10 protein-coding genes are annotated in these 17,679 nt (G+C 74.3%); 8 read left to right on the forward strand and 2 right to left on the reverse strand.

Annotated features, from left to right (window positions below; translation table 11 throughout):
- Window positions 1-82: 82 nt before the first annotated feature.
- On the reverse strand, window positions 83-1,375 hold the full coding sequence (locus WMF33_RS15405) for a cytochrome P450 (RefSeq protein WP_437337833.1): 1,293 nt from the start codon (window positions 1,373-1,375) through the stop codon (window positions 83-85).
- Between the two features lie 640 nt (window positions 1,376-2,015).
- On the opposite strand from WMF33_RS15405, the gene WMF33_RS15410 reads away from it, so the two are divergent.
- The 3 genes from WMF33_RS15410 (at window position 2,016) to WMF33_RS15420 (ending at window position 6,637) form a co-directional block, all read left to right on the forward strand.
- Complete coding sequence (locus tag WMF33_RS15410; RefSeq protein ID WP_437337834.1) at window positions 2,016-5,102, forward strand: ATP-binding protein; 3,087 nt, start codon at window positions 2,016-2,018, stop codon at window positions 5,100-5,102.
- Between the two features lie 95 nt (window positions 5,103-5,197).
- Complete coding sequence (locus WMF33_RS15415; protein WP_437337835.1) at window positions 5,198-5,578, forward strand: response regulator; 381 nt, start codon at window positions 5,198-5,200, stop codon at window positions 5,576-5,578.
- Window positions 5,579-6,106: 528 nt separating this feature from the next.
- On the forward strand, window positions 6,107-6,637 hold the full coding sequence (locus tag WMF33_RS15420; protein ID WP_437337836.1) for a hypothetical protein: 531 nt from the start codon (window positions 6,107-6,109) through the stop codon (window positions 6,635-6,637).
- A gap of 122 nt (window positions 6,638-6,759) precedes the next feature.
- Here the strand turns inward: WMF33_RS15420 and WMF33_RS15425 are convergent, their stop codons facing one another.
- Window positions 6,760-9,297, reverse strand: a complete 2,538-nt coding sequence (locus WMF33_RS15425; RefSeq protein ID WP_437337837.1) for a hybrid sensor histidine kinase/response regulator — start codon at window positions 9,295-9,297, stop codon at window positions 6,760-6,762.
- A gap of 510 nt (window positions 9,298-9,807) precedes the next feature.
- Here WMF33_RS15425 and WMF33_RS15430 point away from each other — a divergent pair.
- The 5 genes from WMF33_RS15430 to WMF33_RS15450 are packed head-to-tail and all read left to right on the forward strand — an operon-like array spanning window position 9,808 to window position 17,677.
- Window positions 9,808-10,191: a response regulator gene (locus WMF33_RS15430; protein ID WP_437320101.1), complete on the forward strand. Its 384-nt coding sequence runs from the start codon at window positions 9,808-9,810 to the stop codon at window positions 10,189-10,191.
- Entirely contained in the window at window positions 10,188-12,362 is a 2,175-nt protein-coding gene (locus WMF33_RS15435; protein WP_437337838.1) for a chemotaxis protein CheA, read from the forward strand. Before WMF33_RS15430 ends, WMF33_RS15435 begins: the two co-directional genes overlap by 4 nt.
- A complete protein-coding gene (locus WMF33_RS15440; protein WP_437337839.1) occupies window positions 12,359-12,796 on the forward strand; it encodes a chemotaxis protein CheW in 438 nt (145 codons plus the stop codon). The genes WMF33_RS15435 and WMF33_RS15440 overlap by 4 nt, the downstream gene beginning before the upstream one ends.
- The gene (locus WMF33_RS15445) at window positions 12,786-15,323 is read left to right on the forward strand and encodes a methyl-accepting chemotaxis protein (protein ID WP_437337840.1); all 2,538 of its coding nucleotides are present in this window, start codon (window positions 12,786-12,788) and stop codon (window positions 15,321-15,323) included. The genes WMF33_RS15440 and WMF33_RS15445 overlap by 11 nt, the downstream gene beginning before the upstream one ends.
- Window positions 15,320-17,677 carry a HEAT repeat domain-containing protein gene (locus tag WMF33_RS15450; protein WP_437337841.1) on the forward strand — a complete coding sequence of 786 codons (2,358 nt, stop codon included), beginning with the start codon at window positions 15,320-15,322 and terminating at the stop codon, window positions 17,675-17,677. Before WMF33_RS15445 ends, WMF33_RS15450 begins: the two co-directional genes overlap by 4 nt.
- Window positions 17,678-17,679: the final 2 nt, after the last annotated feature.

Here is a 17,679-nt window from a genome sequence, read left to right on the forward strand (position 1 = left end):
CGCGAGGATAGTCGATGGCCGCGCGCGCCGCCGGCGCCCGCCGGCGCGGATTCGCCGTCGGCCGGCAGGAGGAGCCGCCCGGTCATGCCGCGCCGAGCGTCACGGGCAAGGCCGTGGGCTTCCGGAAGAACATGCTGGGCGCATAGCTCGGGCGCGCCTCGGCGGCGAGGCGCAGGCCGGGGAACGCAGCGCGCAGCGCCTGCACGGCGCACCGCACCTCGATGCGCGCGAGCGAGGCGCCGATGCAGGTGTGAACACCCCAGCCGAAGCCGAGGTGCCGCGCGCGCGGGCCGGCGGCAAAGCGATTCACGTCGAACCGCAGCGGATCCGGGAATATCGCCGGATCGTGGTTCGCGGCGCCGAAGAAGGCGAACGCCGTGGCCCCCGCGGGGATCTCGACGCCGCCGACCACCGCCGGCGCCGTCGCGCGCCGCGGCTCCATCTGCACCGGGGCGTCGATCCGGAGCGTCTCCTCCATCGCCGCCTGGAGCAGCGCTGGGTCGCTGCCGATGGCGTCCCACAGCGCGGGCGTTTCGAGCAGGCGGAGCACGAGCGAGCCGATCAGGCTCGCCACGGTCTCGTAGCCGGCGAAGAACAGGACGATGAGGTGGGAGATCATCTCTTCCACCGACAGGGGCGCCTCGCCGTCGACGCGGGCGCCGATGAGGGCGGTGATCAGGTCGTCGGCAGGCGCGCCGCGGCGTCGCTCGATGAGGTCGGCCAGATATCGCTCGTAGGCCACGCACCTCCGCGCCGCCTCGACCTGGCGCGCCTTGTCGAGCGCCGGGTCGTAGAGCTTGAGTCGGTCGTCCTGGCAAGCCCTGAGCAGCGGCGCGTCCACGAGCGGTATCCCGATGAGGGCGGTGATGATCTGCAAGGGGAGCGGGAAGGCGAGCGCCTGCATCAGATCCACCGGGCCGTCGCCCGGCGCCATCGCGCGGACCAGCGCCTCCGCCGCCTCGGCGATCGTCGGCTCGAGGGAGGCGACCCGCGCGGGCGTGAACGCCTTGGAGAAGAGCGCCCGCGCGCGCGTGTGCCCGGGAGGGTCGTTGTTGAAGAGCGCCGGCGGCATCTGGTAGATGCCGCGCCGGAGCTCGGCGGTCACCTCCGGCGGCAGATCCGGCGGCAGGTCGAGGATGTGCGCCGAGGAGAACCCGACCGGCTCGCGGAGCACCTGCGTGAGCTCGGCGTGCCCCACGACGAGGTAAGCGGAGAACGCCTCGCTGTAGGCGACCGGCGCCTCCCGGTGCGCCGCCTGATAGAACGCCAGCGCGGGGTTGTCCGCATAGCTCGACGAGAAGGGCTCGAACAGCGCGCCGACGCGACGCAACCTGTCGGCGACCGGCGGCTCCTGACGCGTGCTCTCTTCGACCATAGTGCCCGAGCGTACCGGGTTCGGTGATCGCGCGAAAGGGCGCTGCGCCCAGCGCGCACGGCCGAAAACGCCGTGGGCGGTGTGCACCCGAGGTTGAAATGGCAGAGCCGCGCGCCGGCCATCGCCGCGCGGCAGGCGCCGAGGCCCGCGTAGCCGCGGCTCGCGTACCCGCCCGCCTGCCCCACGGAGTCCGTGTTGTGGGTGAAATTCGCCTCGACGCTCCAGTCGATGGATTCGCCATGAAGATAGATGTTCGTGTCGATGCCGATGTTGCCGACGACGACGACCTCGGGGGGCGCGCTCATGGTGGATGGCCGGCGAGCTTACCAGGCATCGCGGCGCCGCGTCCGGCTGCCCGCCACGCCGCCGGCCGGGCCGGCAGCCGGACGCGGCGCCGCGCGCCCCAAAGCCCGGCCCGCCCGCGTATCCAGACATCGCGACCGTCCACAAAAGCTCGCTCGCCCGCGCCCAGGCGATCGGGCCTTGCGCGAAGGTCGATCTCCACTAAGCGCTTCACGATGAGCTGTTCCCTGCGTGGAGCGGAGCCGCAGGCGGGATGAGCGACGGGATGAAACAGCGGTGCAGCGAGGAACGAGCGGAAGGGCGCGACTTCATCGAACGCCTGGAAGACCTCACGATCGTGAGACCCGTAGACGACTCCGAGGAACGCCTCCTCCAGGACACCGAGCTCCTGAAGCAGGAGCTCGCGCGCGCGAGCCCAGGGCGCGAGTCCGGGCTGATGCGGCTGCTCGCGGCGCGGGTCGCGATGAACAGCGCCTTCCAGTTCTGGGGCCTGCTCGACGCCCGCGGCACGAACTGGGAGTCGAACTACGCCTCGGTCCGCGGCGCCGGCGTGGGGCTCGGGCAGGTGCACGGAGTGCCGTTCTGGGACTGCCGCTGGTGGCAGGGCGCGCCCGAGGCCCAGGAGCGGCTGAAGGACGCGGTGCGGCACGCGGCGCGCGGCGAGTTCGTCCGGTACGACGTGGAGATCCTCGGGGGCAACCGGGGCGAGGAGATCATCACGATCGACTTCAACCTGAAGCCCGTCAAGGACCGGCAAGGCAACGTCGTCTTCATGATCGCCGAGGGGCGCGACGTCACCGAGCAGCGGCGGCTCGAGCGGGAGGTCGCCCGGCACAGGGACGAGCTCGCGACGCTCGACCGCCTCAAGACGGAGTTCGTGGCCAACGTGAGCCACGAGTTCCGCACCCCGCTCACCCTCATCCTCGGGCGCGTCGAGGACGCGCTGGCCCACCCCGGCGCCTCGCTCTCGGGCGATGGCCTCGCCGCGGTGCGCCGCAGCACCCTGCGGCTCCTCCGGCTCGTCAACACGCTGCTCGACTTCTCCCGCATCGAGGCGGGGCGCCTCCAGCGGACGTTCGAGCCGACCGACCTCGCGCGGCTCACCGCGGAGCTCGCGAGCTCCTTTCGCTCGCTGGTCGAGGGCGCGGGCCTGTCGCTCGTCGTGGACTGCCCGCCGCTGCCGGAGCCCATCTACGTCGACCGGGCGCAGTGGGAGAAGATCGTCTCGAACCTCATGTCGAACGCCTTCAAGTTCACGTTCGAAGGGGAGATCGCGGTCTCGCTCCAGCCTTCTCCGGACCACGTCGAGCTGTGCGTGCGCGACACCGGCGCCGGGATCCCGGCGGACGAGCTCCCGCGCATCTTCGAGCGGTTCCACCGCGTCCACGGCGCGCGCTGCCGGAGCATCGAGGGCACCGGCATCGGGCTCGCCCTCGTCCAGGAGCTCGTCAAGGTCCACGGGGGGGCCGTGCGCGTCTCGAGCGAGCCGGGCCGGGGGAGCGCGTTCACCGTGTCGATCCCGAGGGGCCACGCGCACCTGCCCGCCGAGCGCGTCGCCGCGGCCGCCCCGGAGGCCGCGCCCTCGCCGGTCGGCACGAGCCTCCACGTGATCGAGGCGTCGCAGTGGTGTCCGCAGGCGCGCAAAGGCGCGGCGCCCGGAGGCCCCGAGGCTCGCGCCGGGGCCGCGCCGGAGGCTCGCGCCGGGGCCGCGCCGGGGGAGCGGGAGGGCAGCGTCCTCGTCGCCGACGACAACGCGGACATGCGCGACTACCTCGTCCACCTCCTTTCGCCGAGGTGGCACGTGGAGGCGGTCTCCGACGGACGGGCGGCCCTGGAGGCGGCGCTCGCGCGCCCGCCGGACCTCGTGGTGAGCGACGTGATCATGCCCGGGCTCGACGGCGTCTCCCTCCTCCGCGAGCTCCGGGCGGATCCGAGGACGAGCATGGTCCCCGTGATGCTCCTGTCCGCGCGCGCGGGCGAGGATGCGGTCGTCGAGGGCCTCGACACGGGGGCGGACGATTACCTCGTGAAGCCGTTCTCGGCGCGCGAGCTCCTCGCGCGCGTCCGGACGCAGATCGAGATGGCGCGGATGCGGCGGAGGGCGGCCGAGGCCGCGGAGCGGGAGCGCGCGCTGGAGCTGCCCCGCTTCCTCGACGCGGCGAGCGTGGTGCTCGCCGATTCGCTGGACTACCCGACGACGCTCGCCCGGGTCGCGCAGCTCGCGGTGCCGGTCCTCGCCGACTTCTGCCTCGTCGACCTGCTCGACGAGGAGGAGGGCACGTTCCGGCGGGTGAGCGTGGCCTGCGCCGACCCCTCGCAGGCCGCCCTGGCCGAGGAGGCGAAGCGCTTCACGCTCAAGCTCGACGGCAACCGCGAGCACCCGTCGACGCGGGTGTTCATCGCGCGGGAGCCGCTCCTCGTCGAGCGCCTCACGGAGGAGGACATGCGCGGCATCGCGCACGACGAGGAGCACCTCCGGGTGATGCGGGCCATGGGGGGGCGCTCGTACATGTGCGTCCCGCTGGCGCGGCGGGGGCGGCTCTTCGGGACGCTCACCTTCATCGCCGCGCAGTCCGGGCGCCGGTACAGCCGGGAGGACCTCGCGGGCGCGGAGGAGCTCGCGCGCCGCTGCGCGCTCGCCGTGGACAACGCGCGCCTGTACAAGGACGCCCAGAGCGCGATCGCGCTGCGCGACGAGTTCCTCTCGATCGCCTCCCACGAGCTGAAGACGCCGCTCACCCCGCTGTCGCTGCAGATCCAGATCCTGACGCGCCGCGCGCCGGAGCTCTGCCCCGACAAGGAGCGCCTCGCGTGGCTCACGGACCGGCTCGGGCTCGTCCGCCGCCAGGGCGAGCGGCTGAGGCGGCTCGTCGACAACCTGCTCGACATCTCCCGGATCTCCGCGGGGCGCCTCGCCCTCGACCTGGAGCCCGTCCGGCTGTCGGAGATCGTCCGGCAGGTGGTGGCCCGCTTCCACGAGGGCGGGGAGATCGCGGAATCCGGCTCCCGGGTGACCGTGAGCGCGGGCGACGACGGCGCCGGCAACTGGGATCGGCTGCGGCTCGAGCAGGTCGTCGACAACCTCGTCTCGAACGCGCTCAAGTACGGTCAGGGAAAACCCATCGAGATCGCCGTCGACTCGGCGGGCTCGAGCGCCACGCTCACGATCGCGGACCACGGTATCGGGATCGCGCCGGAGAACCTCGGTCGGATCTTCGGGCGGTTCGAGCGGGCCGTGTCGGCGCGGCACTATGGCGGTCTGGGCATGGGGCTCTACATCACGAGGCAGCTGGTCGAGGCGCTGGACGGCTCGATCGAGGTGAGCTCGGTCCTGGGCGAGGGCTCGACCTTCAAGGTCACCCTGCCGCTGGCCGGCCCTGCCGCCGCTCTGCCGGGGGGCGGGCCGGGCTCCGGGCGCGCCTGAGGCGATCGGCGCGAGCGGGCCGCGGGCCGGCGCCTGGCCGAGGCGCCACAGGACCCTGCTGCCTCGGGGAGAGCTCGGGAAGAGAGCGATTGCGCATGACGATGAGCCGTCCCAACAAGTGCATCCTGATCGTCGACGACGACGCGGCGATCCGCCAGACGTTGAGCGAGCTCCTGGAAGATGAGGGGTATCTGGTCGCGTCGGTCGCGAACGGGCGCGAGGCCCTGGACTACCTGCGGGACGATCCGTCGTCCATCTCGCTGGTCCTGCTCGACCTGATGATGCCGGTCATGGATGGGTTCCAGTTCCGGGCCGAGCAGAAGCGCGACCCGATGCTCGCCTCCATGCCGATCGTGGTGATGACCGCGCGCGGCGGGACGGACCGCGCCGGCATCGACGCGGACGCGGTGATCAGCAAGCCGTTCGACGTGCTCAAGCTGATGGACACCATCGAGCGGAGCTGCCGTAGCGAGTGAGCCGCCCGCGCAGCTATCGAGTTGGCCGAGGCGCGGCGCGGGTAGGGTGCCTCACGGCGGGATCCACGCGACCGAGAGCCCGGCTGTCGTGAACAGCAGCGGCAAATAGGCAAGCGGCCTCATCGCCGCGGCGCCGTCTCGGGTTCATCCGCCCGCATCACCCTCAGGGAGCGCTCCACCCTTCAGGCCGCCATGGAGAGCAAGTTCTCCACGTGGCGAATCGGAATGGCACAGGTTTTCGACGTGCTAAGATCAGCTCTTCTGTACAAGGACGTCGCCGGCGGATCTGCTGGACGGTTGTGTGAATGCTCACGCTGAGTGCGCGGATGGCAGATGGCCAATGCCGGCGACAAGGGGTGCTGGCGCGCACGCGGTAGAAACCATCGTGTAAAGCGCTGATGTGGGTAGACGCTCGGCGCCGCGGCACGGTGCCAGAGCGCGAAGGAGAAGACGCTCCGCAGGGGCGGTGGCGTTCGTCGTCTCGTTCGAGCCGGAGCAGCGTAACCTTTGTTGTCAGGAGAAACCTCCATGAAGAGTCTCAGCTTCGCAGCGATTCTGGTCACGGCGTGCGCGGTGGCGGCCTGTTCGGATGACGGCGACCCGGGCGGTGACGGCGGGGCGGGCGGCGGGGGCGGCGCGTCCGGCACCACCACCTCCTCGTCGTCGAGTTCGACCGTCACGACGGGCACGGGGACGGGCGGCAGCGGCGAGGGTGGCAGCGGCGAGGGCGGCGGCGGCGAGGGCGGCGGCGCTGACTGCGCCACGCAGTGCATCGAGGACAACCAGCAGGGGGCCGTCGCGTTCCTCGAGATGACGCTGGAGGCGTGCGGTTGTGCGGAGAGCGCTGCGTGCGCCAGCGACTGCGACACGGCCGAAGCGGAGACCGACGCCTGCGAGGACGATGGATCCGCCAACTTGCAGGGGCTCATCGGAAACCAGGCGTGCCGGGACTGCGTTGGCGGGCTCCAGGAAGACGCTTGCATCGATACATCCGCGGAGCAATGCGCCGCGGACGAGGGGTGCACCGCGTACATCACGTGCGTATCCGAATGCCTGTGAGATCGTGAGACGGAAAGGCCGGCCTCGCGCCCCGGGGAGACAAAGCCAGGTCCGCCCGCGCGAGGCCGCCGCGAAGCGGCGCAGAAGTCCGCCATCCCTGGCCGGACCTCTGGCGGGCGGAGCTAGACCTCTCCCCGCGATCCAGCGATGTTCGCGAGCACCGCGAGCAGCTCCGCCGGCTCGATCGGCTTCGGGACATGGGTGTTGAACCCGGCCCGCAGGGCGCGCGTGCGGTCCTCGGTGCGCGCATACGCGGTGAGCGCGACCGCCGGGGTCCGCCCGCCGCCCGCCGACGGGAGCGCGCGGATCTTGCGGATCAGCGCGTAGCCGTCCTCGCCGGGCATGGCGATGTCGGACACGAGCACGTCGGGCCGCAGCGCCTTGAGCGCGAGCAGCGCCTCGGCGGTGGAGGCCACCGCCGTCACGTGCGAGCCGCACTGCTCCAGCATCGTGACGAGGAGCTCGCGCGTGTCGTCCTCGTCGTCCACCACGAGCACGTTCAGGCCCTCGAGCTCCGGAGGGCGCTCGGTCCCGCCCGCGCCGGGCAGCGACATCCCCCGGCGATCCCGGGCGTGGCTCGCCGTCACCGAGAGCGGCAGCCGGACGATGAACGTCGCGCCCCGCCCCTCGCCGTCGCTCAGCGCCTGGACCGTGCCGCCGTGCATCTCCACCAGGGTCTTCACGATCGTGAGCCCGAGGCCCAGGCCCCCGTGCTTGCGGGTGGTGCCGCTCTCGGCCTGCCGGAACTGCTCGAACACGTAGGGCAAGAACGCGGGATCGATGCCCTGGCCGGTGTCGGACACGACGATCTCGGCCGACGCCTCGGAGCGCTCGAGCCGGATGCGCACGGACCCTCCGCGCGACGTGAACTTCACCGCGTTGCTGAGGAGGTTCCAGACGACCTGCTGCAGCCGGCCCGCGTCCCCCGCGACAGGGCCCACCCCGGGCTCGAGGAGCGGCTCGAGCCGCACCCCCTTGGCGTCGGCGGCCGGACGCACCACCTCGAGCGCGGCGTCGAGCACGGCCACGAGCTCGACCGGCTGCACCTCCAGCCGGAGCTTGCCGGCCATGATGCGCGAGATGTCGAGCAGATCGTCGATCAGCTGCGCCTGCGCCTGCGCGTTGCGCTCCACCGTCTCGAGCGCCTTGTCGCGCCGATCCTCGGCCAGCTTGCCGGTGCGCAGCATCCGGACCCAGCCGAGGACGGCCGTGAGCGGCGTGCGCAGCTCGTGGCTCATCGTCGCCAGGAACTCGTCCTTCAGGTGGCTCGCGGCCTCGGCCTCCTCCCGCGCCGCCTGCGCCGCGGCGAGCAGGCCTTGCCGCTCCTCCTCGGCGCGCTTGCGCGCGGTGATGTCGAAGAACGAGGACACGACGCCGGCCACCGCGCCGTCCGCGCGGCGGAGCGGCTGCGCGTTCACCGAGAGCCACAGGACCGAGCCGTCCTGCCGCTCCATCCCGAGCAGGACGGCCGACTGGGGCGCGCCGGTCCGGAGCGCGACCTGCGCGGGGAACATCTCGAACGGGAACGGCGAGCCGTCCTCGCGCACGAACCTGCACGCGGGATCCAGCATCGTCGACCCGACGATCTGCGCCACGGGCCGCCCGAGGATCCGCTCGGCGCTCGCGTTCGCGGTGCGGATCACCCCGCGCTCGTCCTGGAGCGTGATGCCCTCCTCGAGCGCGCTGATGATCACCCGGTAGCGCTCCTCGCTGTCCCGGAGCGCCCGCTCCGCCTCGAGCGCGTCGGTCTCGTCGCGCGTGATCAGCACGGCGCCGGCGGGCGATCCGTCGGCTTGCCGGAGCGGCGACGCGGTCCCGGCGAGCGCGCGGATCGAGCCGTCCGGGCGCGTCACGAGCCAGCGCGCGTTCTCGACCTTCTCGCCCCGGATCGCGCGGTAGAGCGGGTCCTCGTCGGGGCGCAGCGGGCGCCCGTCCAGGGCGAGCAGCCCATTGGCCCGGAGCGCCTCGATCGCGGCGCTCGCGTCCCGGGCGTACACGCCGTGCTGGCGCTGGGCCTCGCCGTTGCAGATGCGCAGCACCCCGCGCTCGTCCGTGGCCATGATGCCGTCGCCGCTCTGATCGATGAGGGCGCGCAGCAGATCGCGCTCCACTGCGGCGACGCGCTCGGCCCGCTCGGCCCGCTCGCGGAGCCGCTTCGAGCGGAGGAGCGCCCCGACGCGCGCCGACAGGGCGGCCGGGGGACAGGGCTTGACCACGTAGTCGTCGGCGCCCGCGGTGAGCCCCTCGACGAGGTCTTGCTCGTGTCCGGCGACGGTCAGGATGAGGATCGGGAGCCCGACCGTGGCGGGGCGCGACCGGAGGAGGCCGCAGATCTCTGTGCCGGACATGCCCGGCATCACCTGGTCGAGCACGAGGACGTCGGGGAGCTCGCTGCTCGTCACGCGCTCCAGCATCACCGCGGCGTCCGTGAAGACCTGGACCTCGTGCCCGGCGGCGAGCGAGCGCGCCGCCATCTCGGCCTCCAGCGGCGAGTCGTCGAGGATCCACACGACCGCGCGGCGCGCGCGCTCGCTCGGCGGCGGCTCCGCGCTCGCCTCCCGGTCGCCGCGCCCCGCCGGCGCCGCGCCGCGCCGCGGCGAGGTGATCGGCTCGCGCGCCGCGTCCGCGAGCACGAAATCCATCGTTGTCCGCCGATTCATGGTTCTCCAGGAGCAGCAGGGACCGCAACGCCCCTCTCCCGCGAGAGGCCGCTCTCCGGGTTGAAACCGGGGCGCGGAGAGGAGTTGGCTCTGCGCGAGTCGTTACCGCCCAGTCTCATCTGATCGAGAGCCCACAACGACGCAAGCCCCATGCGCTGAAAAGCGCGCTGCCGCGTTCCGCCGCTTCGCGGCGCCTCGACGCGCGGGCTTCCGTTTTGGGACGCGCTCCGTGGACGCGCGCCGCGCGCCGCGCGTCGGGCTTCGGTGTCCGCGCGAGGCGGGCGGCGCGCGCCGCGCCCTGGCCCGAGCGAGCGCCCCTCGGCGCCGTTGCCGGACGGACGCGGCGCAGCCGGCGTGGACCCGAACGAGCGCTCGTCGCCCGCGCCCGCGCCCGCGTGTCGTGAACCTCGGGGCCAGTCCGACGGGATTTCCCTGATTCGTCCGGGCTCGCTCCGCCGCGCAATTGACACCCAGCACGCGGGCCGGCTATGCCCTGGGCCGAGTGTCGCTGTGGCAGAGATCCTCGTCGTCGACGATAGCAGGGTAATGCGTGAGATGGTCGTCGCCTGCCTGCGGGCCGAGCAGTATTCGTTCGCGCACGCGGCGAGCGGGCTCGAGGCGATTGAGACGCTCTCGCTCAGGCCGTTCGATCTCGTGGTGCTCGACCTGAACATGCCCGATATCGGAGGGCTCGAGGTCATCGAGTTCATCCGTGGCCAGGACAAGCTGCGGAGCCTGCCGATTCTGGTGGTGACCACCCGGGGTGATGAGGAGTCCCGGGCCCGCGCGCTCGGCGCGGGTGCCTCGGAGTTCATGACGAAGCCGTTCACGCCCGACGCCATCCTGGCCAGCGTGCGAGCGCTCCTCGGGGAGCGCGTCGCGGGCGCAGGATGAGCGACGCGCTCGATGTGAACGAGTTCGTCGCCGGCTACCTCGTCGAGGTGGAGGAGCACCTCTCCGCGTCGACCGCGAACCTCCTCGCCGCGGAGGCGGCCGTCCGCGCCGGCGAGTCGAACCCGCGGGCGGTGCGCGAGCTCTTCCGCTCTCTTCACACCATCAAGGGCCTCTCCGCCATGGTCGGCGTGGAGCCGATCGTGGACATCGCCCACGCGATGGAGACCGTGCTCCGGGCGGTGGACAGGGCCGCCGGCAGCCTCTCCGCGCAGTCGATCGAGGTGCTGCTCCGCGGGCTCCGGGCCATCGAGGAGCGGACCCGCGCCCTCGCCGGGAAGCAGCCGGTGCCGCCCGCGGCGCCCGCGCTGCTCGACGCCCTCTCCGCGCTCGATCTCGCCGACGCGCCGTCGCCGCCCGCGCCGACGATCAGCGCCGACCCCGAGATCCTCGCGAAGCTCGGGGCCGGCGAGCGGGTGCAGCTCGCGCAGGGCCTGGCCGCCGGTCGGCGCGCGCTGCGGGTCGATTTCGTCCCGTCGCCGGCGCGCACGGCCGAGGGGATGAACATCACGACCGTCCGCGAGCGCGTCGGCAAGCTCGCCGAGATCGTCAAGGTCGTCCCGCTCTCGATCCCGGCCAGCGACAGGGCGCCGGGCGGCATCGCCTTCGCGCTCCTCGTGCTCACGAGCGCGCCCGACGAGGAGATCGCGCGGGCCGCGGGCGCCGACGGCGTCCGCCCGCTCACGGTGGCGCCGCCCGTCCCGCTGGCGGTCGCGGCCCTGGCCGAGGCCGAGCCGGAGGAGCCGGCGGACCGGGAGCCCCAGCTCCGCGGCGTGGTGCGCGTCGAGGTGGCGCGCCTCGACGACGCGCTCGACAAGCTGTCGGCGCTCGTCGTCACGCGGTTCCGGCTCGCCCGGGCGGCCGCCGACCTGCGCGCCCGCGGGGTGGACGTCCGCGACCTCTCGGAGATCCTGCGCGAGCACGACCGCCAGCTGCGCGACCTCCGCGGCGCCATCATGCGCGCGCGCATGATCTCGGTGACGGAGCTCCTCGAGCGCGTGCCGCTCGTCGTCCGCGGCCTCGGCCGCGCGACGGGCAAGCAGGTGCGGATCGAGATCGACGCGGGCAAGGCGGAGCTCGACAAGGCGGTCGCGGAGCGCATCTTCCCGGCGATCGTGCACCTGCTCCGCAACGCGGTCGATCACGCGATCGAGCCGCCCTCGGAGCGCCGGCGGCTGGGCAAGCCCGAGGAGGGCGTCGTCCGGGTCTCCTGCTTCGAGCGCTCCAACAACCAGCTCGAGCTCAGCGTCGCCGACGACGGGCGCGGCATCGACCGCGCGCTCATCGCGGCGCGGGCCGGCCGCCCCGCGCCGGACAGCGACGCGGCGCTGCTCGACCTCATCACGCTGCCCGGGCTGTCGACGCTCGACCAGGCGACGAAGACCAGCGGCCGCGGGCTCGGGATGGACATTGTGCGGCGCATCGCCGTGGAGCAGCTCGGCGGCGAGCTCTCCGTGAGCACGGCGCGCAGCGCCGGCACCACCTTCACCCTGCGGATCCCGCTCACGTTGACCATCGTGGACGCGTTCTCCTTCCTGTGCGGGGACCAGCCGTTCGTGACGCCCGTCGCGGGCGTGGAGGAAGTCATGGAGATCGACGCGGCCCGCATCTTCCGCGGCCCGGCGCCGGGCCGCGCGCGGGGCGGTGCGGAGCTGCCGGCGCTGGGCCCCGCCCGAGGTGCGGCAGAGCTGCCGGCGCTGGGCCCCGCCCGCGGGGCTGCAGAGTTGCCGGCCGCAGGCCGCGCGCGGGGTGGTACCGAGCTGCCAGCCCCGGACCGCGCCCGGGGCGGTACCGAGTTGATCGAGCGGCGCGGCGAGGTCGTGCCGCTCGTCGACCTCGCCGCGCTCTTCGAGCTCGGGGCCTCGTCTGCGAGCAGGGCGCTCGTCGTGCGGCGCAACGGCGCGCCCTTCGCCTTCGCCGTGACCCGCGTGCTCGGCCAGCAGGAGGTGGTCGTGCGGCCGCTCGAGGACCCGCTCGTCAAGGTGCCGGGCGTGTCCGGCTCGACCGATCTCGGCGACGGCCGCCCCACGCTCGTCCTCGACCTCGTGAGCCTCAGCGGGCGGCTCTCCGCGGGCCAGGGCGGCCGCGCGGGCCTGGTGCGGGTGGCCTCATGAGCGACCTGCACGTGGTCCTGAAGGTGGCGGACACCGAGTACGCGATCTCGGCGGCCGACGTGCTCCACATGGAGTCGTTCACCGGCGCGACCCGGGTGCCGGGCACGCGGCCGTACGTCGGCGGCCTCATCCAAATCCGCGGCCGCGTCGTGCCGGTCGTGGATCTGCGCGCCCGGTTCGGGCTCCCCACCGTGGAGCCCACGCTGGACTCGCGCGTCATCGTCGTCCAGCGCGGCGGCCGCACCGTGGGCCTCCTCGTGGACAGCGCGCGGGAGGTCGTCAACATCGCCGCCGGCGAGCTGCGGGCGCCCCCCGAGGTCATGGCGGAGGAGAGCGCCGGGTTCGTGAGGGCGGTCGCGAAGCTCGGGAAGCGGCTCGTCATGCTCGTCGACGTCGGCAGGATCATCGGTGAGGAGCAGGAACATGGCAGTTGAGGCAATCGCGGACATCGACGGCGCGCTCGCGCGGGCAGAGCAGACCGAGCGCTCGCTCCGTCAGGCGATCACGGCCGTGGCCGGCGTCGAGCAGGCGGCCGCGCGGCTCGCCGCCGCCGGCGCGGAGCACGCCGCCGCCGGCAGGCAGCAGGGCGCCGTGGCGGGCGCGCTCGCGGGCGAGATCGAGGAGGCGGCGGCCGCGGCGCAGGCGCTCGCGCGGTCGGGGCAGCGCATCAGCGACGCCGCCGCCGAGGTCGCGCAGGGCGCCGAGGTCACGACGAGCGGCCTCGGGACGCTCGCCCCCGCGCTCGCCGGCGTGAGGGGCGACGCCGAGGCGCTCGCCGGCTCCGCGGAGACGACCGCGGCGGCGCTCGAGGAGATCGCACGCTCGGTGAAGTCGGTGAGCGCCAGCGCCGAGGAGCTCGCGTCCTCGAGCGAGGAGCTCCTCAGCTCCGTCTCGGTGACGAGCGGGGCCGCCGACGATGCGGCGGCCCGGGGCGAGAGCAGCGCCGCAGCGCTCGAGCAGATCGGGGCCACCATCGAGGAGATGTCGAAGGGCATGGCGCGCATCTCGTCCGACGCCCGGGGGTTCGGGGCGCAGATCTCGACCATGGCCGGCGCCGTCGCGGGCGTGAGCGCCTCCCTCGACCGCGTCGCGCGCGACGCCACGGAGATGGCGAGCGCGGTCGAGGAGACCGCCGCGACCGCGGAGCAGATGGCGCGCTCGACCCGCGGGGTGGCGGAGAGCGCGAAGGCGCTCGACGCGAGCGCGTCGTCGACCGCGAGCACGATCACCGAGATCGCGAGCTCGGTCGAGGAGGTCGCGGCCACGGCCGAGAAGAACGCGGCGACCATCGAGGCCAACGCGGTCGCCGCCGAGGAGCTCGCGCGGACCGCGCAGCAGGTCGCGCAGAGCGCCGACCAGATCAGCGGGCTCGCGGCCGGCAACGCCGCCGCCTCGTCGCAGGTCGAGGGCACCACGCGGCGGATCGTCTCCATCGTCGAGACCGCGCGCGCGACCGCCGAGCAGGGCGTCGCGACGGCGCGCCAGGGCGCGGAGACGGTGGGCAGGTCCATCGCCGGCCTCGGCAGCATCCGGCAGGCGATGGCCGACTCCGCGTCGGTCATGAAGGAGATGGGCAAGCGAGCCGAGGAGATCGGAGACATCGTCCAGACGATCAACCTGATCGCCGACCGCACGAACCTCCTCTCGCTCAACGCCAGCATCGAGGCCGCGCGGGCAGGGGAGCACGGCCGGGGCTTCGCCGTCGTCGCCGAGGAGATCCGGAACCTCGCGGACCGCGCCGCCGTCTCGAGCGCCGAGATCGCCAAGATCGTCCGCGCGCTCCAGGCGAGCGCCCGCGAGGCGGTGGCCGCCTCGACGGAGGGGGTGAAGGTCGCGGACGAGGGGACCCGGCTCGCGGGCGACGCCGAGCGGGCGCTCGCGTCCATCCTGCAGGGCGTCGAGGAGCTCGGCCGCTCGATCCGCGACATCGACCGGGCGAACGCCGATCAGGTGCAGGCGGTGGGCTCTCTCACGCAGACCGCGGCGCGCATGAGCGAGGAAGGCAGGGCGGTCGCGCGCTCCGCGGCCGAGCAGACCAAGGCGATCCAGGCGCTCGCGCAGGGGAGCGCCGAGATGCGGCGCATGGCCCGGCAGACGAAGGAGGCGACCGCCGAGCAGGCGCGTGCGCTGCGCGACGCCGTGAAGCTGAACGGGCAGCTCACCTCGAGCGCCGAGCGCGTGTCGCGGGCGATGGAGGAGCAGGCGACGGGGGCGTCGCAGCTCGCGAAGGTCGCCGCGCAGATGCGCGCGCTGACCCATCAGACCAGCACCGCCGTGACCGAGCAGACCCGCGCCCTGGCCGGGATCTCGGCGCTCACGCAGGAGGCCGCGGGCGCGTCGCAGCGGATGGTCGCCGGCCTCGCGGAGCAGTCCGGCGGCGCGACCGAGGTGGCGCGCGCCATGGACGACATCCGGAAGCTGTCCGCCCATTCGGCCCGGGGGATCGGCGAGCAGGCGCGGGCCGCGAAGCAGCTGGAGGCGTCCGCCCGCCAGGTCGCGCGGCTCGCGGCGACGGTGACCGCCGCCACGGCGGACCAGAGCAAGGCGACGGCGTCCCTCGCGAAGGAGGGGGAGTCCGTGCGCCGGATCGCCAAGCAGATGGCGCGGGCGGTGGCCGATCAGGCCGAGTCGATCGCGGCGCTCGCGTCGGGCGCGAGCCGGCAGGCGGCGTCGCTCCAGGGCGTCGTCAGGGCGGCCGCCGAGCTGTCGACCCGGAGCGAGCAGCACGCCGCGTCGCTCGCCCGCCTGCGCGAGCCTGTCCGGGAGGTCGCCGCCGCCGCGGCACGGCAGGCGAGGGACTCCGGCGCGGTCGCGGCCGACGCCGGCCACGTGCTCGACCAGGTCGGCCGGATCCGGCACGCGAGCGCCGAGCACGTGGACGCGGTCGCGGTGGTCGCCGCCGCGGTCGCGCAGCTCAGGGCGAACGGAAGCCAGCCCCACGCGCCGCCGGAGACCGCGTGATCTCCCGTCGCCCCGCGCTCTCCGTCTCGGACGCGGAGCGGCAGCGCGTCGAGCAGGTGGATCGGCTCGCCGCCTCCGGGACCGCGGGGGTGCCGGCGCTCATCGAGATGCTCGCGGATCCGAGCTGGAGCGTGCGGCGGTCCGTCGTCGCGTCGCTCGCCGCGCTCGGCGACGCGGCCGTGGGGCCGCTCTGCGCGTGCCTCTCCGCGCGGCGCGACAGCGAGGCGCGCATCGCCGCGAGCGTCGACGCGCTCGTCGCGTCGCTCGGCGACGTCGACGACCCCGTGCTCGCGCTGACGCGGGACCCTCGCCCCGCGGTCGTCGCCGACGCGGCGCAGATCCTCGGGCGCCGCAGCAGCGCGAAGGCGGTCCCCCGGCTCGCGGAGCTCACGTCGCACGCCGACGACAACGTCGCGGTCGCCGCGATCGAGGCGCTCGGCCGGGTCGGCGGCCGATCGGCGGTCGACGCGCTCGTGGACGCCGTCACGAGCGGCAACTTCTTCCGCATCTTCCCGGCGATCGACGTGCTCGGCCGCAGCGGCGACCCGCGCGCGATCCCCCCGCTCTCGGCCCTCCTCGACGATCCGCGCTACCTCCTCGAGGCGGCGCGGGCGCTCGGCCGCACCGGCAGCCGGAGCGCCGTGGCGCCGCTGATGCGCCTGCTCGGGCGCCCGAGCGACGCGGTCGCGCGCGTCGCCGCGGTGGCGCTCGCCGAGCTGCGCGAGCGGTACCGCGAGCGCTACGGGACGGCCGGGCCGATCGACGAGGCGCTCCGGGGCGAGGCGCCCGCGCCCGGCGCGGCGCGGCGGCTCTCGCAGAGCCTCGGCGGCGCGGATCCGGCCGAGCAGGTCCTCATCTGCAGCGTGCTCGGCGCGATCGGGGGCGAGGACGTCCTGCTCGATCTGACGCGCCTGCTCGACGCCGAGCCCGCCGTCGCGAGCGCCGCGGCGGAGGCGCTCTTCCAGCTCTCCCGGAGCGCCGACGCCCGGGTGCTCGCGGCGCTGCGCGACGGCGACAGCTCCCGCCGGCTCTTGCTCCTGCCGCTCGTCCGGAGCGCCGCGGCCGCGGGCGACGTGGAGCGCTGCCTCGCGGATCCGGACCCGGAGGTCCGCGCGGCGGCGTGCGACGCGCTGGCGCGGATCTCGGAGCCGAGCTCGGCGCGCGCGCTGTTCCGGCTGCTCGACGATCCGAACCCCCGCGTCGTCCACGCCGCGACGACCGCGATCCAGTGCCTCGGCGGCCCCGACGTCGAGGCGCTCGCGATCGCCGCGGCCCGCGAGGGGACCCCGTCCGCGCGGCGGACGGCCCTGCGGATCCTCGCCTACTTCGCGCCCGCCTCGGCGCTGCCGCTCTTCCTCGACGGCGTCCGCGACCCCGACCTGCGGACGCGCGAGCGCGCGATCCACGGCCTCGCGTCCTTCGCGCAGCCGGAGGCGATCGACGCGCTCGCCGCGCTCGCGGCCGACGCGTCGGAGCGGGTCCGGGCGGTGGCGATGCGGGCGCTCGGGCAGTCGCAGCGGGCGCCGCGCGTCGTCGACGCGCTCCGCGCGGGGCTCGGCGACGAGGACGCGTGGGTCCGCTACTACGCCTGCCAGGCGCTGGGGAAGCTCGGGTGCGAGGCGGCGGCCGGGCTCATCGCCGAGCGGCTCCGGGACGAGAGCGGCCAGGTGCGCGTGGCGGCGATCGAGGCGCTGTCGGCGATCAAGGGCGATCTCGCGCTCGCTGCGCTGGAGCAGGCGGCCCAGGCGAGCGACACGGACATGCGCCGCTCGGCGCTGATCGGGCTCGGCATCGCCGGGCGGGCGGAGTCTCTGCCGACCTTGCTCGGCGCGCTCTCGTCGCCGGACGTGGCGACCCGGCTGGTCGCGGTCTCGGCGATCTCCGGCTTCTCGTCGCCCGAGGTCCTCCCGGCGCTGGTGCGCGCCGCGGGCGATCCCGACGAGAGCGTGCGCGCCGCGGCGACCGGCTTCATCGCGGGGCGGGCCGGGGTCGACGCGACGCGGAGCCTCATCGCGCTGCTCGTCGCCTCGCCGGCGCAGGGCCCGCTCCTCGCCGCGCTGTCCACGCCGGTGCCGGGGCGCGTCGAGGGCATCCTCGAGGCGCTCGGGACGGCGGACGACGAGCTCTCGCCGGTCCTCACCGCGGCGCTGGCGCGGATGCGGCAGCCCGCGGGGCACGCCGCGCTCCTCCAGGCGCTCGGCCTGCCCTCCGCGCCGGCGCGGAAGGCGGCGGCCACGACGCTCGCCGCGGTGGCCACGCGGGAGGGGTTCGCCGCGGTCGAGCACGTCTCGCGGACCGATGCGGACCCGGAGGTGCGGCGCGTGGCCGCCTCGGTCCTCTCGCAGTGGGCGTGACG

The organism is Sorangium sp. So ce394 (assembly GCF_051474665.1).
Classification (GTDB): domain Bacteria; phylum Myxococcota_A; class Polyangia; order Polyangiales; family Polyangiaceae; genus Sorangium; species Sorangium cellulosum_D.